Annotated in this window: 17 protein-coding genes and 1 pseudogene; 4 read left to right on the plus strand and 14 right to left on the minus strand. The window is 39.8% G+C overall.

Annotated features, from left to right (window positions below; translation table 11 throughout):
• Positions 1-80 precede the first annotated feature (80 nt).
• Positions 81-384 (plus strand): annotated as a pseudogene (locus NST25_RS15975) (alcohol dehydrogenase catalytic domain-containing protein); the annotation flags it as partial.
• 585 nt (positions 385-969) lie between these two features.
• Here NST25_RS15975 and NST25_RS15980 read toward each other — a convergent pair.
• The 12 genes from NST25_RS15980 to NST25_RS16035 form a co-directional block, all read right to left on the minus strand.
• Positions 970-1497 carry a putative immunity protein gene (locus NST25_RS15980; RefSeq protein ID WP_340391790.1) on the minus strand — a complete coding sequence of 176 codons (528 nt, stop codon included), beginning with the start codon at positions 1495-1497 and terminating at the stop codon, positions 970-972.
• 15 nt (positions 1498-1512) lie between these two features.
• Positions 1513-3390, minus strand: a complete 1878-nt coding sequence (asnB, locus tag NST25_RS15985) for an asparagine synthase (glutamine-hydrolyzing) (protein ID WP_340391792.1) — start codon at positions 3388-3390, stop codon at positions 1513-1515.
• Positions 3391-3538: 148 nt separating this feature from the next.
• Complete coding sequence (locus tag NST25_RS15990; RefSeq protein ID WP_076190247.1) at positions 3539-4477, minus strand: alpha/beta hydrolase; 939 nt, start codon at positions 4475-4477, stop codon at positions 3539-3541.
• 278 nt (positions 4478-4755) lie between these two features.
• Positions 4756-4968 carry a DUF896 domain-containing protein gene (locus NST25_RS15995; RefSeq protein ID WP_036676956.1) on the minus strand — a complete coding sequence of 71 codons (213 nt, stop codon included), beginning with the start codon at positions 4966-4968 and terminating at the stop codon, positions 4756-4758.
• Positions 4969-5030: 62 nt separating this feature from the next.
• Positions 5031-5447, minus strand: a complete 417-nt coding sequence (locus NST25_RS16000; protein ID WP_248548678.1) for a MarR family transcriptional regulator — start codon at positions 5445-5447, stop codon at positions 5031-5033.
• Between the two features lie 189 nt (positions 5448-5636).
• Complete coding sequence (locus tag NST25_RS16005; RefSeq protein WP_036676951.1) at positions 5637-6731, minus strand: HAMP domain-containing sensor histidine kinase; 1095 nt, start codon at positions 6729-6731, stop codon at positions 5637-5639.
• An 81-nt stretch (positions 6732-6812) separates the two neighbouring features.
• Positions 6813-7451 (minus strand): ABC-2 transporter permease, encoded by a 639-nt coding sequence (locus tag NST25_RS16010; RefSeq protein WP_076184854.1) that lies wholly within the window; start codon positions 7449-7451, stop codon positions 6813-6815.
• A 17-nt stretch (positions 7452-7468) separates the two neighbouring features.
• Positions 7469-8104 (minus strand): ABC-2 transporter permease, encoded by a 636-nt coding sequence (locus tag NST25_RS16015; protein WP_340391796.1) that lies wholly within the window; start codon positions 8102-8104, stop codon positions 7469-7471.
• The gene (locus NST25_RS16020) at positions 8097-8966 is read right to left on the minus strand and encodes an ABC transporter ATP-binding protein (RefSeq protein ID WP_076126629.1); all 870 of its coding nucleotides are present in this window, start codon (positions 8964-8966) and stop codon (positions 8097-8099) included. Before NST25_RS16020 ends, NST25_RS16015 begins: the two co-directional genes overlap by 8 nt.
• A complete protein-coding gene (locus tag NST25_RS16025) occupies positions 8963-9343 on the minus strand; it encodes a GntR family transcriptional regulator (RefSeq protein ID WP_076126630.1) in 381 nt (126 codons plus the stop codon). Before NST25_RS16025 ends, NST25_RS16020 begins: the two co-directional genes overlap by 4 nt.
• A gap of 156 nt (positions 9344-9499) precedes the next feature.
• On the minus strand, positions 9500-10177 hold the full coding sequence (locus NST25_RS16030) for a succinylglutamate desuccinylase/aspartoacylase family protein (RefSeq protein WP_076126632.1): 678 nt from the start codon (positions 10175-10177) through the stop codon (positions 9500-9502).
• A 180-nt stretch (positions 10178-10357) separates the two neighbouring features.
• Positions 10358-11656, minus strand: coding sequence for an alpha-glucosidase/alpha-galactosidase (locus NST25_RS16035; RefSeq protein WP_076132990.1), 1299 nt, complete (start codon positions 11654-11656; stop codon positions 10358-10360).
• A gap of 257 nt (positions 11657-11913) precedes the next feature.
• On the opposite strand from NST25_RS16035, the gene NST25_RS16040 reads away from it, so the two are divergent.
• Positions 11914-12777, plus strand: a complete 864-nt coding sequence (locus NST25_RS16040) for an AraC family transcriptional regulator (RefSeq protein WP_076190243.1) — start codon at positions 11914-11916, stop codon at positions 12775-12777.
• A gap of 10 nt (positions 12778-12787) precedes the next feature.
• On the opposite strand, the gene NST25_RS16045 is transcribed toward NST25_RS16040, so the two are convergent.
• Together NST25_RS16045 and NST25_RS16050 are read right to left on the minus strand one after the other, a co-directional pair.
• On the minus strand, positions 12788-13312 hold the full coding sequence (locus NST25_RS16045; RefSeq protein WP_076184982.1) for a GrpB family protein: 525 nt from the start codon (positions 13310-13312) through the stop codon (positions 12788-12790).
• Positions 13313-13357: 45 nt separating this feature from the next.
• On the minus strand, positions 13358-14578 hold the full coding sequence (locus NST25_RS16050; RefSeq protein WP_340391800.1) for an MFS transporter: 1221 nt from the start codon (positions 14576-14578) through the stop codon (positions 13358-13360).
• A 188-nt stretch (positions 14579-14766) separates the two neighbouring features.
• On the opposite strand from NST25_RS16050, the gene NST25_RS16055 reads away from it, so the two are divergent.
• Together NST25_RS16055 and NST25_RS16060 are read left to right on the plus strand one after the other, a co-directional pair.
• Positions 14767-15546 (plus strand): GNAT family N-acetyltransferase, encoded by a 780-nt coding sequence (locus NST25_RS16055; protein ID WP_076126639.1) that lies wholly within the window; start codon positions 14767-14769, stop codon positions 15544-15546.
• Between the two features lie 24 nt (positions 15547-15570).
• Positions 15571-15879, plus strand: a complete 309-nt coding sequence (locus NST25_RS16060) for a DUF4190 domain-containing protein (protein WP_076218054.1) — start codon at positions 15571-15573, stop codon at positions 15877-15879.
• Positions 15880-15916 lie beyond the last annotated feature (37 nt).

A 15916-nucleotide genomic window follows, 5' to 3' on the forward strand; every position in this document is an offset into this window, starting at 1 on the left:
GAATATGTGGAATCACAACTGGCGTACAACTGAAAATTGTACGCCATAAAATTTTCAAATGGAGAGGAAGCTGGCAGAACATGAGAGCAGCTCAAATACAATACTCAAAAGAAATTCATTTGGAAATAAACAATGTTAAGATACCGGAAATCGATAATCGTGAGGTACTCATTAATTTTAAATGGCAGTATCCGAATGATTACTGATTATGATTTCCCATTAACATTAGGTAATGAACTATCTGGTGTTATAGAAGCATGTGGTAAAGATGTTGTTAATTTTCAGGTTGGTAACCGAGTTTATACGAGGTTGCCGGTGAATAAAATAGGAGTTTTCGCTGAATATGTGGCGGTCAAAGATGAAGCTATATTTAAAATGCCTAAATATCGGATTAACTCGAACTTGTATCTCGAATATAAATTGACTGAATTAGAACAACATAAAAAATCCGTAGGCTATTACCTAATAGATATAGTATTTTTAATTGAAGAATTTTTTGAAGATAGATTTTTTGTTATCATTATAGGGAAGATGACATCTATATTTTATGTAGGTAACTTTTTGTCATTGTACACTTAAAAGAATCAGTTCAGATAAGGGATAATATCAAACCTTAGACATATGTACAAAATACGGGTTTTGTGAGGAAGTAGTGTATAAATTAATGGAAGCAACCAATTAGTTCCATAATATTACTAATTAGCTATCCATTACTGATATCTAAGCAATGTTCAAAACTGTTCAAAATCGCTGCCCTTTCCTAAGCAATAGATTCTTATTTAGTAATCGTATTATCTAAAACGAGTATTAAGCTTTAAAGCTCATCAAATCTCGCATAGAACTTTAAGTACTAATAATGTTTTTATTGTTTGCATTAGATTACATAACTCTCGATTATATAAAAAGTTAATTATTTCCATTATTTAACTTTTAGAATCATCATACATGTTCATCTTTAAACCTTCAATTTCAAAGTAACTCTTCAGCTAACCTTAATTGTCTCTCACGTTCTTTAGTAGCTGCCTCTGCAACTGAAGAATGATCTGATATGTAATTCACCAGTTTTACTGCATAGTCACTGCAAACCATAGCGTGTCCTCGCATATGTCCAGTTGCAATGGCTTGTGCAAAAGAACGGGCAGCATACTTACTAGCCTCGGTTGTGGACTCTTTGGCTAATTCATTGACAATAAATCCAACTTTTCTTAAGTCAAAGGCTCTAATCTCACCAGTTATACGCTTTTCTAGCGTTTCTATACCTAAATCAATCCGCGGGTCATTTACAAGCTGCTGGACCAGATGATCCAGGTGCTCAACTGCTACTTTCAAAGCCCATTTGGCCAGAAACTTCTGCGGCAGCTCTTCAAGCGTTTCTTCAAGCCGATTTCTTAATTCATGGTTATCTACAATCTTTATCTTTGGACTAGTATAAGTAAACATGTTAGTTTCTCTTAATTGCTGTTCATGTTTATTCCATGCATATTCCTCAATATTCAACGAATCACCCCCCCATTACAACACGGCACTATTTAACTGCTTCAGGTCTTCTTTTATAAAAAGAGTGTACCATACTGAAAAAATGTAAATTAGCCAGATTCTACGCGAATAGTCGCCTTTATTACTCCGATGCTGGGCAAACATCTCTTCGATGATATTCATATTGAATATTTCTTCAATGCCACTATAGCGTATTTGTTCAAACATTATATCTGAAATTGGAGTTTTGAGCCAATCACGAATGGGCACGGGAAATCCTAGTTTTGGGCGATTCACTATAGCTTCCGGAACGATTCCTTCCATAGCTTTACGCAAAGCAAGTTTTGTTGTTTTTTGCCCAATCCGATTGGACACAGGTATTTTACTAGCCGTCTCGAAAACCTCTTTATCTAAAAACGGGACTCTTAATTCTAATGAATGTGCCATGGACAGCTTATCTGCTTTTGATAAAATGTCTCCAGGTAACCAAAAATTCATATCAATAAACTGCATTCTTGTCGTAGGGTCTAGGTGAGCTGTCTTATCATAAAAAGGCTTAACGATATCCGTGGGATGTAAAAAGCTATTCTGAGCGTGTACCGATTCGTGGAGCAAGTTCATTTTACCGCTTTTGTTAAAAATATTAGCATTTCCGAAAAAACGCTCTTCTAAAGGTGTCAGACCCCGAAGTAAATAATTTTTGCCATAAAAATGATAGGGATATACAGATAATGATTTTCGTAACGAATCCTTTATGAAGTTAGGCATCCAGGTTATCGGTCTTAATGCATTTGGCTCTCTATAGATTCTATACCCTCCGAATAATTCGTCAGCGCCTTCCCCTGATAGGACAACCGTTACATGTTCTTTTGCAAGCTGGTTTAGATGATAGAGTGCAATAGCGGAAGGGTCTGCAACAGGCTCATCTAGATGCCAGACCGTTTTCGGGATACTTTCAAAAAAGTCTTTTTGCGATAAAATGTGAAAATAATGATCTGTCCCCAGTTTGGCTGCCGTTTGATTTGCAATGATTGTTTCATTGTTCAGCCCTTCAAATCCAATCGAAAAGGTTTTTGTTGATTCTTCTGCTCTCATCATTGCAGCTATTGCGGTGGAGTCAATTCCACTGGACAAAAAACATCCTCTATCCACATCACTTTGTAAATGAAGGTTTACAGACTCTTTCAATTTCCACTGAATTTCTTCAGCATAGTCTGCTAAAGATCGTTCTACCGGTTGAAAATGGGGTTCCCAATATTTCTCGATCTTCATTTCACCATCCGAGTTAACAAATAATCGCTCCGCAGGTCCTAATTTATGAATGTGTTCAAACATCGTATCAGGATGCGGGACATACTGAAAAGTTAAGTAGCTGAATAAACTTTGATATTGAAGCTTTCTGGGTACCCCTTGCACTGCAAGTATGCTTTTAATTTCCGAAGCAAATAAAAGATTATTTTCGTCTTTGTAATAATAAAAAGGTTTGATTCCGAAATGATCTCTAGCAGCAAAAAGAGATTGTTCCCTAAGATCCCAAATCGCAAAACTAAACATTCCACGTAAATGATGGACACAGTCCTTGCCGTATTCCTCAAATAAATGCACAATGACCTCTGTATCTGATTGCGTCTGAAAGTGATGTCCTTTTAGCTTTAACTGATCTCGTAGTGTTTTATAATTATAGATTTCACCATTAAAAACAATCCAAAGAGTACGATCTTCATTCGTCATCGGTTGATTACCATCACGTATATCAATTACAGACAATCTGCGAAAACCAAGTCCAATGTGAGAATCGAGCCATACTCCCTCATGATTGGGGCCTCGGTGATTCATAACCCCTGTCATTTGTTTTAAGGTTTCTTCCTGTGGTGGCTGTCCATTATATTTTAATATTCCTGCTATTCCGCACATACTATGGTAGTCCTTCCTATAATAAAGATTAGGATATAGAGTGCCCATAATTGCTTTGATAAATTTATCATTTTTTTCTAAAGGATTCACTTATTTGAAAATACGAAAAAAAGAAAAGCCTGAATTAGCAGGCTTTTCTCATTCATTCTTACTTTATCTCTCCCATAAAGCTTCTAAAGTTCTCGACGATATCTTTGGATCGGGTATGGTGCAAATAATGCTCCCCATCAAGCAACATCAATTTCCCGTGTAAGGAGTCTTTAATCTGTTCTTTATGCAGGGATTCCCAGCCTGGAACATCCGTATTTTCTTTCACTAGGAAGAAAATAACAGGAAGATCTTTAGGGAAATTTAATGTTTCCGTGACTTTGAAATTACTTTTAAAATGCTCTGCTTCGCTGATGATATTAGGATTCATCATGTTTTTAAGTGAAATCATTCTATTTTGTTCTTTAGTTTCCTCATCATCACTTGGTGTAACGATTTGGGCTGGATTGAGCTTTACCAGCAATCTCATAAATCCTGAGTTTTTAAGCAGCTTATAGGTTCCTGATGGAAATTCTTCATCGTTGCCCCCTTGTGTGGGTACGCTGCTGTCTATGCCTACGAATGCACTAACTTCGTTTTCGTATTTGTTCACATAGTCCAGTCCGTAAATTCCCGCTATAGAATGTCCCATCAGAATATAACGATCTATCTTTAATTCTTGTAAAGCTTCATGAAGCTCACTCACGATATTGTCGACCGTTCGTTCTTTTGTGGTGACATCGCTTAGTCCATAACCAAACGGTTCAACTACTACAACTTTATAGAAAGGAGTCAGTTCATCTACAAGTGGTTTGAAATCAATTACGGGTGATGCGGTTCCAAACCCTGGGAGTAACACGACTGTTTCCTTGCCTTGCCCTTGTATGGTAACATTCATCTTTTTCCCGTCGACAGGTACAAGCTGACCATAGGGTTCTATTTTTCCTTTCTCCACTTTATTGCTGATCACATTGACTGTAAAAACGATGACCAGAAAAAGTGCTAGGAGTATGACTATAGCGACTATTACTTTAAGTAAAATTAATAATGTTTTTTTCATACTTTCATTTCCTTCCTTGATGTTTCTTTTAGTTTCTCCAACTTCTGCACCCCTTCATGTTATCCCTTATCTTTTGTCTATTTCATTCTAACAATCCAGTCTTAGATCCTGTGTAACGCAAGTTTAATTGATTCTTAACTTTCAACAGCTCCTAATGATAACGAATTAAGCTTCTGTTAAGATTTATATAACAAAAAACACCTCTAGATATCCGTCGATCAGCCATAGGCTAATCTAACGTTATCTAAAGGTGTAGTTTCCACTTATTAGTTCATTGATTATTTACGCGCTGCACGAAGCTTCTCAGGGGTTACGTCATTTCCATCCGGATCTAAAATTGTCACTCCAGAAAGACTGTTACGAACTTGTCCACGAATTTCACGCAGATAGTCTTCACGCAATGCGATCTGTTCAACCCATTCGCCTTGTGTCAAGCCTACTTCACGTTCTTTCTTAGCTAATTCATTGATGCGAGTCAAACTTGTAATCATCTATGTTCCTCTTTTCTTAGTTTTAATTAGCTTACTAACGGTTATGGCGATTAGTTCCAGATTCAAGCTAAATTATCGGCCATTTGTTTCATAAGTCTTCTTAATAATAAACGTTCTTCAGGTATAATTCCGGCTAGTAATTTATCCAGCTGTTTGTTCCAGATCTGTTCCACAGGTTCGCAGAGATTACGTCCGGCTGGGGTTAGATACACTCGGCTAACTCTGCCATCTTCAGAATCTCTTTTTCGAACAACAAACCCATGATTTTCAAGAGATTTCACCATATTTGTTATGGTTGGAGGCTCACAATTCAAGCGTTCACTTAGCTGTATTTGTGTCATTCCATCTGTTCTCCATAACCGGCATAATAACTGTTCTTGACCCACATGAAGATTAAGTTCTCTAAGCAGTTCTGCATAATCTCTACGCATTTCCGCTGATATTCTATCCAGTAGTTCCCTTATCTCATCTTCTATCACAGATATTTCCTCCGTACTGCCTTACAAATTACTTAGCAAGCTAATAATATCACGATTTATTAAAAATTTCAAATAAATGTCCGGTAACGTTCATCCTGTCTGCTGACCAAACCATTAAAAAAGGAGTAAAACCACAAGATCACATAGATCTCGGTTTTACTCCTGCTTAGTCGACACTTGACTTCGTTCTCAATTATTTTGTGGAAGCCGTACTTCAAACATCGTCCGCACTACACTGCTTTGTGCAGAAACTGTTCCAGCATGTTGTTCCACAATGTTTTTAGTGATAAATAAGCCCAGTCCCGTACTCCCTGTGGGATGCGTTCGCGCTCGATCCCCGGTGTAGAACATATCAAAAATACGCGGGAGCTCTTCCGGATCAATACAATCTCCATAGTTAATGATCTCAATAACGACTTCATTTTCCTCTAAATACCCATGAATATCAATAAATTGACCGTCGCTTCCATATCGCGCTGCGTTGGTGAGGAGATTCTCAAATACACGCGCCAGCAGCTCACCGTCACCCTCTATCTTCAGAGGTTGGGTTACATCCAAGCGGGAAGTAAGACCATTTTTCTCAAAAACGGGATATAACTCTTCATTTAACTGCAAAAGAAGCTCACTCAGGTCGATCGAGGTTTTTTCAAGCGTAAGCTTACCATAGTTCATTCTTGTGATTTCAAATAGCTCATCAATTAATTTTTCCAAACGTTGAGATTTAGTATAAGCGATCGTTGTATAATGTCTGGTCTGTTCTGGCGTTAATTCATTGTCCTTCAGGATAAAATCCAAATAACCTATAACGGAGGTAAGTGGTGTACGCAGATCATGTGCCAGATTTAATACAAGTTGATCTTTACTGCTCTCCGCAAAGTCGCCCCGCTCGATAGCTTCCTGTAGATGATCAATAGCCAGATTGATATCATGGCCAATAAGGCCGAACTCATCTTTAGAAGGGATATCCACCCGCTCCGAGAAATCACCCGACGCCAGCTGATGGATCCCTTTCGAGATTTCCTTGAAATAATTTGCATATGGTTTAGTAAATATAAAAAAGAATAAGATGGCCAAAGGAATGAAGATAATCAAAAACGCATTAACATCACCGATATCCCGCATCAAGTAGCGAACTTTAGTCAATGGATTTTCTAATAAGACCTCTGATCGATAATATCTCTGCAGAATTTTATAGATTGAAAAGGTAATTCCACCGGATACAAGCATACTGGCCATCAGCAGCATAATCATTTTTGTGCGAAAGCTATAGATCATTTTAGGCATTGGTTATATACCCTTCCCCTACTATTTATCTTTGTAGTGACAATGGTATATGAATTCATTCAAAATCTCAAATCCTTCGAATCAAAGATCTTTCCGCACAAAAATCCGCAGAGAAATGATATATGAACAGCTAAGCAAGAATACATAAGCCAGCCCTAGGATTATAAAGGGAATGACTGTACCTTTCACTCCAAAACTCAACCATCTGTTCACATCAGGTATCCACTGGATCAAAAAGCTAAACACGTTCGGTCCAAACATTACAATCATCATAAAAACAAGATTAACCACTTGCGCTCCCTTTGCCCCTAACCAGTAATGAATCGGTAAATAAAGCATCGCAAGGAGAGGGAAAATGGATAACGTAATACCAACCTCTTGCCAAAAATGAGGGGTTACGGCTTTACCTGTTACAATAATCAGGAGATAGGTAAAGGACGTGGCTGCCAGCCCAACAAGCGCATACGGAAGGATCGAAAAATATTTGGCACGGACAAGCTCTTGTCTCCTTACAGGGAGATTAACGAGAAACCGTTGTGTCATCTGCTGAGTATCCATTGAGCAGGAGCTTATCAATAACAGCATGGGTGGCATTACCGTAAATAAACTGAAGCTATGATAGTTCGAGTAAGCTATAAAAATAAAAAAGGGGATTAGCAGCATCAGAAATTTACGCAGAAGAATGAAGTCTTTTTGAATTAAAAAAAATGATTTATACACTTTACGTCCTCCTTAGCTTATAACTCTTCCTTGCTAAACAATCGTAGTGAAATCCTATAAGAGCAGTACAATATGGAGAGATAAACAATCCCTATCAAACCAATCGGCAACAGATGATCCTGCAGCTTTATGTCGGTAATTGTTAAGAAAAAGGATGAATTTGAAAGTGAAGATCCAGTGTTCAGGGTGGTAATCGTTATTACTACATTAAAAAGGATATTGAAGTAATAGTTTTTGGAACCAAGCCAATAATGAATCGGCAGATAAATAGACGCAGCCAAAGGAATCATAAGTAACGTTAAAGATACCCCTATCCAATAAACCGGGCTAATGGAATATCCAAATGAAAAGGAAATTAGTAACAAAGCTAAAGAGCAAACCAAACCGATGAAACAATAAGGAATAAGTGATAAGTATTTAGCCAAGATAATCTCTTGCCGTCTTACTGGTAACCCTATCACAAACTTTGTGTTGTTATTCTGTGCATCCATAGAACAGGAGTATACGAGCAACAGTAAAGATTGAAAAGTAGCAAACATGCTGGAGTTATCCAGTTGAACATATGCGATGAACAAGATACTCAAGAGAAATATAGGGATAAAATTCCGCAGGAGAATAAAATCTTTTCGAATCAGCAACAAGAGATTAAACATACAAAGCGTTTCCCTTTACCGTAAAATACATGATTTCTTCCAGAGTAGGCGTTTCGCATATGGCATGACCTCTAAAGAAGTGTTCCCCCTCAGAGCGATTGTTCAGAAGACCCTCGAAACCAACTTCCGTCTCTCTAAGCCCGATGAACCATTTTCGTACATCCCGATCAAGCAACTCTTTATTGCCTTTTACCAGCATATATTTGTTGGCTAGAGATTCTTTCATTTCATTAAATACTAGGTGCCCTTCGTTCACAAAAACAATATAGTCCGCGATCCGGTCCAAATCAGTCGTATTATGCGTTGAAAAAAGAATAGACTTCTTCTCATCCTGGATATGCTCACTAAGTAAATCAAGCAACTCTCTTCGGAATATAGGATCAAGTCCTGCAGTAGGTTCATCCATAATGAGCAGATCTGCACCATGTGATAAAGCAATGGCGAGCGAATACTTCATTTTCATTCCTTTGGAGAGCTCCTTAATCTTTTTCCGCGGGGAAAGCTTGAACATCTCTATGTATTTCCTATACGTTTCTTGATCCCAACGACTATAAAAAGGAGCAATAATCTTACTCATCTGATCGATGGTTAATTGATCGTAAAAGTAATTTTCATCGGAGACATAGCCAATCCGATCCTTATTCTCTGCTTCATGGATAGACATCTCTTGGTCAAAAATCTTTACGCTGCCATGATCAGGAAACACCATCCCCATCATCATTTTTATTAATGTTGTTTTCCCTGCCCCATTCGGTCCAATTAGCCCCGTGATATACCCTTCTTTAATACCGAACGTAAGTTCGCATAGGCTAAAATGGCCATATTTTTTAGATATTTGGTCCAATTGAATGACTTCTTTCATTCTGTCTCCTCCTCATAAAGCAATTTCAACATCTCACTAAACTCAGCAAAATTAATCCCCAGCATTTTACTCTCGTCGATAATCTCCTTCATTTTGTTCTCCATAATCCGTAGCCGTTGTTCCCGAATAAACTCCTGATCTGCACCAGAAACAAAGGAACCTTTCCCCACAATTGAATTGATAAGCCCTTCTCTCTCCAGTTCTTCATAGGCTCGTTTCGTTGTAATTACGCTAATCTGCAGCTCTTTGGCTAATAGCCGGATAGAAGGTAATGGGGTGCCAGACACTAACTCTCCTTGCAGAATCATCTGGCGGATCTGGCTGACAATCTGTGCATAGATGGGTTCACCGGAAGTGTTGGATATCAATATGTTCATGTAATCGTGCCCTCACTCCTAGTTTATGTGTTATCAATGTATATATGTAATATATACACTATACCCATTGTTGTCAATTACCTTTCTTGTATCGGCAAAAAAGCTGATTCCTAGGATCTAAGAACCAGCTTACACAGTTATCAGATATTTTCTCTATCACAATAATCCCGCACTTTTTAAAAAACGGCTAACAATATCTATCTGATAGCGAATCCGTAGCTCACGATCAAGGCTCCAGCAGGTTTCCACAGTAAATGCTTTAGCCCCTAATATACGGGTAACGGCTGCCCTTGAGGAGCCGGGGCGCTCCCGTAAACGGATATTAAAATGATAAGCGGTTTTGGGAATCGTTCGATTAATGCCTTTGATGACACGTTTTGCTGTACCTGTTCCTCGGCTTCCCGGAGTGACGATGATCGACTGGCCAAGTCGCTTCGGATTTTTTTGTGACAACCCATTTGCTTCATGAAGATCCAGAAACCAGGTGGGACGATATCTTAGTACTAGCTGTAGCAAAGCTGAAGCTAATGGATGTTTTGCCGCTGTTTTGCTAGAACGTGGAAAGGTGCGATTTAAATCGGGTACACCTCTGATCCGTTTGCGGTAAGCTTTTTGATTCATTAGAGGTACTACAATGATCGTGCCCCGGTGTATATACAACCTTCTCTGGTTAAAATGTTCTACAATGATCTGTGCGGCACGAATACTTCCTGTCTCATTCCCATGTATCCCCGACACCACCATAAAGACAGGACCAGGAAGCTCACCTCTAATCACATAATAAGGAGTAGCATAAGCTGTGGACGATGCTAAGGTATAGCTTTCAACGATCATAAAGGATCACCTCCACATTTAGATAATCCATATATGTGTATTCCGATGTCCCCCAGTTGTCCTAGACAGATAAGCAAGAAGAAACGACGTGGTCTTTTTTAAAGATAGCATTCGGTTTTCGTAGAAATACAATCAAAAAAAGCCTGATTTCTCAGGCTTCCTTAGTCCTAACTAGTTAATTTATTTATACGCCGGGAGCCAGTCTCCATGGGCTGTGATCAGCTCGTCGCACATATTTGTAATGTCATCCATCGACAATTCAGCTGCTGTATGTGGATCGAGCATTGCGGCGTGATAGATATGCTCTTTCTTATGGGTAATCGCTGCTTCGATCGTTAACAACTGTGTATTAATGTTTGTACGATTCAGTGCGGCGCACTGTGGAGGCAGATCTCCCACGTAGGTCGGAGTTACTCCGCTTCTATCTACTAAACAAGGGACCTCTACACATGCTTCTTTTGGCAAATTAGTGATAAGACCTGTATTCATAACATTGCCACCTATTTTGAAAGGCACATTAGTTTCGATAGCTTCCATAATATAAGACGCATATTCATGCGAACGTTCATGTTTAAGTTCTTTGTTATTAACCAATTCTTCACGCATTTGTTGCCAACGTTCAATTTGATCTACACAGCGGCGTGGATACTCGTCGAGTGGAATTTGAAACCGTTCGATAAGCTCTGGGTAATTACGTTTGATAAAATAAGGATGATACTCTGCGTTATGTTCCGAAGATTCCGTAATGTAGTAACCGAATTTAAGCATCATTTCATAACGGACCATGTCTCCGTGATGTTCTTGTTGCTTCTCAGCGGCACGGCGTTTAATTTCCGGATACAAATCCTCGCCGTCTTTAGTAACCTCCAATAACCAAGCCATATGGTTAATCCCAGCGATCTTAGCCTGAACACCTGTCTGATCCATACCCAGATGCTCGAACAAGCCCGGAATACAATGCTGCACACTATGACATAATCCCACCGTCTTTACACCGCCATAGGTATTCATCACATTGGTCAGAACTGCCATAGGATTTGTATAGTTCATAAAGAGTGCGTCCGGACAAACCTCCCGTACATCCGCAGCAAAGTCCAGCATCACTGGAATAGTACGCAGGTTACGGAAAATCCCACCTATGCCAACTGTGTCCGCAATCGTTTGCCGCAAGCCATATTTCTTCGGAATTTCAAAATCTGTGATGGTGCAAGGATCGTAACCTCCCACTTGGATTGCATTAATGACATATTTAGCTCCACGCAAAGCTTCTTTACGATCCGTATAGGATTTCACAACACAAGTGCTGCCGCTGCTCTCTTTTATATTATTTAGCATATTCTCGGAATCTTTCAGGCGTTGTAGATCAATATCATACAGGGCAAGTTCAAACCCTTGCAGGGCTGGCGTTCTCATACAATCTCCCAACACGTTTTTGGCAAATACGGTGCTACCCGCTCCGATAAATGTAATTTTAGACATGTGAAATTTTCCTCCTTATAGGTGAGGTGAACGGTATTAACATCGCAGTTTTATGGAGTAGAGTAAACTATAATTCCCTTATAAACACTAGGATGTCAGATCATAACCGTCTGCTCTCTTCACTAATCACTATAAATGAGAGCGGTCCCAATGAGTATGGAGAAATACAAGAGATATATGGACGTTTGTTGCATTTGTATATTCAATCCTATAATCTAAATGTATTATAAAAGCAATCTTGGGGAGGTTCTAAGTAAATGGCTTCAGAGCATTATCATTTTACAGCAGGGTTTAATCTGGCTCCCGATGATCATGACCTATCTGTATTATTCAGCGGAGAAGGCAAACCCGTTCCTGGCCATAAAATGGGCCCCTCTGTTCATGATTACTATCTCATTCATACAGTAATTGATGGGGAAGGAGTTTTTCAAAGTGGCAGTAATTCGCAGGGATGTAGTAAGGGGGATACCTTTGTTATTTTTCCGGGGGCGTTATTTAGCTATCAGGCAGACATGGATCGTCCGTGGACATATGTATGGGTGGCCTTACAAGGGGAAGCGGTTGAACAGCTACTACACGAAGTGGGAATTACAAGGGACAAGCCAATAATCCACTTAGATAAACTAATAGAGATACATAAAATATATGAACATATTCGTTTATCCTTTCAGCAATCTGCTTATCCTCGACTGGAGAGCTTAGAAGCTTCGGGTTGGCTGCGGCTGCTAGTGCACAAATTCGGTGTTGCGAACATAAGTTCGCTTCCCTCTCAATCGATAGAATTACCGGATGTTATCGACCGTCAGATCGATCAAGCGATCCGTTGGATTTCTCTACAGTTTCATCAACAGATCAGTATCGACCATATGGCATCGTCTCTAGGCTATCATAGGGCGCACCTCTCTAAAGTCTTTAAACAAAAGATCGGCATGTCTCCCAAACAATATTTATTAAAGGTTCGTATGGATAAAGCAAAAAAACTGCTAGGAGGCACGCTGACCATCGACCAGATCTCTTCCTCGGTCGGTTTCAATGACGCGTTATACTTCTCCAAGCAGTTCCGTAAGTGGAGCGGCATGTCTCCCAGTGAATTTCGAAATCATCTTCGAACGGGCAAGTGATTGATGTTTCTTACGTTTCTTTCATGGCTTTAGATAAAATTGAGCTAACAAACGTTGTCTTTCCTTCACAATAAGCATCAATGTCATAACGATGTTGTTCTGCCAAGCGTTGTTTGACCTCTGCATACGCTTGACGCGCTGCTGTATTCGATCGCAGATAGTCTCTGAAAGCGATATGCTCCAAGTAGCCTTTTCCATCCTTAGGACATACATACAGATGATATTTCATAAATCCATCATCCTGAAGTCTTTGAAACGCTTCTCTTCCCTCTATTCCCAAGTTCCCTTGGTGTTCATATCCATGCTGTTGTAAACGTTCTATGATTTGTGGGAGTACATCGTAGCTGTCCATCACAAGATCAAGGTCGATGATAGGTTTAGCAGCTAGCCCTTCAATCGAAGTACTGCCCACATGCTCGATAGAAATAATAAGATCTCCGACATAAGATAAGAGCTGTTCTTTTAATCTATTGAATTCTGCCTTCCACTCTGGGTTATACGGGACAACCTCTATAACTTTCGTCTTCTCAGCGATGATCAAACACCTCCCGGGTATAATAAAAGGTACTATAATCCGTTTCTAGCTAATCTCTGGTATATCCTCTTTCTCGATCACTCTATAGACGATCCATATGCATAAAGCGGCTACAACTAGCGTTCCCCCCATTAAGCAGACACCACTCCAGCCCCAATGCTGCCATGCAAAACTTCCCAGCGTGGATCCAATCGCTCCACCTGTAAAAGTGCTGACCATAAAAACAGTATTAATACGACTGCGAGCCGCTGGTTCAAGTGCATATATCCGTGTTTGGTTACTGACCTGTGACCCCTGTACCCCAAGATCCAGAATAATAACTCCAGCAATCAAACTCCAGATCGTAAATCCGGCTAAACCAAAAAATCCGTAAGCAATTAATGTAATTAATAGTAGGATTCCTACAATCTTTTTAGGAGCAATTCTGTCTGCTAACCTCCCGATAAATGGAGCACCAGCAGCACCTGCTACACCAATAAGACCAAACAATCCTGTAATAGAGCTACTGTAGTGATAAGGTTCTCCTTCCAGAAAGAAAGCTAGAGAAGTCCAGAACACACTAAATCCGCCAAACATGCAAGCCCCAATTAAAGATGACTCACGAAGCGTCGAATATCTGCGAATCAGTTGTCCCATTGATTTCAGCAGATCTGAGTACGAGGAATTATTGTCTGGTTTCGTTGACGGGATTAGCCGATAAAGAATAAGGGATAACAATAACATGACTACTGCGGCAATCCAGTACATCGCTCTCCAGCCGAACATATCCCCTATAATTCCGGATATTGTTCTTGCTAGCAAAATACCAAAAAACAATCCGCTCATTACAGTGCCTATAACCTTCCCCCGCTCCTCCGGTAAAGCTAACTCAGCCGAGAGAGGAATGATGACCTGCGGCACCACCGTAGTTATGCCGATAGCAAAGCTGGCGATATACATCCAAGTGAGGTTTTGTGCGGTAGCGAAACCAATTAGTGACAGTGATACAGCAATAAGAAGTCCTGATATCAGTGTTCTGCGTTCACGAATGTCACCTAGTGGAACAAAAAATAACATTCCCAGCGCGTAGCCGATTTGAGTAAGCATCGATACATATCCCACTGCGTTAGAGGAAGCATTAAATGTGCGTCCTATCTCAGCTAGGAGCGGCTGATTATAATACATATTTGCCACGCTTAGTCCTGATGCAATGGCTAGAATTAGGATGAATTGCTTAGATAGACCTTCTCCTACACGAACAGCAGCGCCTGTGATAGATTGTGTCATGAAATTATGTGCCTCCGTTCACGTATGCTGCTTCAAACAGCGAGCTTTATTTTCCCTAATATATTATAACAGCCAATGTCAACCTTCCTTCTTCAATAAATTAATGATTAGTAAAGGAAAAAATATAAATATCTGCATAAGTACAATTTATAGTAAAATATATAAATCTGAGCAAGGAGTGGATGGACGTGCACCAGAACGAACGAATCATAAACAAATTACAAACGAATCCCTTAAAGAATGTAAGCTTGTTAAAAATGTTAAACTCCTTCCACGAAGTCATGGAAACACATCTAGTTGAGCATGGTGATCAGTGGGGTATTGTATTACTTCTTCCAGCCACAGCATACGCATATGATCATAGGGTATATCCTCAAGCGGATTACATCGTATTTTTGGATTACAGCTGCCCCGATATATTTCCAGCTTTACTACCACTGCTCCCAGCACAGGCGAAGCTTGTTTTTAAACTACAGGATGTGAAGTACCAAGAGGCACTGTCTGCGCATTTTTCTTTAGAAAAAACTCGGGGGTTTTTCTCTTACAGCACAACTGAGGGGTTAAGGTATAGTAAGGACAAAGAGGTGTCAATCAATCATTCATTTGACGACAGACTACTTCCACTTTGGGCTGCTAACCATTACAATAAGGAAGAAATTGAGGAATATTTCCAAAAAGGAGCGTTTTCCGTTTCAATCTTTCAGGGCGACAATCCGGTTAGTACCTGCCTAGCGTTCCGAAATGAAGAGCAGATTTGGGAAATCGGCGCTGTTCATACTTTAGAAGCATTTCAAAGATACGGATACGCGAAAATGGTAGTTCGCACAGCCATACAAGAAACGTTAGAACGAGGCTTTATTCCACGCTATCACGTCCTTGAAAGAAATCAAGCGTCCATTCGTCTAGCTGAATCTATTGGGCTTGTCCCTTGTGTGCAGCTAGAGCACTGGATTAACTACATTCAATAACAATTTCTATTGGAGGTGATTTTAATGAGCTATCCAACAAACGACAATTTGAACTATTATCAGCCTCCACCCCCTCCGGCACCGACGAATGGTAAATCAATCGCTGGTTTTGTCTTGGGAATCCTCTCTATTGTTGTGCCTTATATTGGTTTTCTGTTAGGAATTATTGCGATTATTCTATCCGCCTTATCGCTGAAGGAAATCCGTAATCGTTATGAACAAGGCAAAGGCCTAGCGATTGCAGGCCTGGTATGTGGAATTGTGGGCACGCTGATGTACGCAATTATTATATTATTCGTCGTTGTGTTTGTTTTTGCAGCTTCTACTTACTAACCACGAAAAGGATCTCAATAGCCATCATCGGCTGCTG

Origin of the sequence: Paenibacillus sp. FSL E2-0190 (assembly GCF_037992965.1) — a bacterium.
Lineage (GTDB): Bacteria > Bacillota > Bacilli > Paenibacillales > Paenibacillaceae > Paenibacillus_AQ > Paenibacillus_AQ odorifer.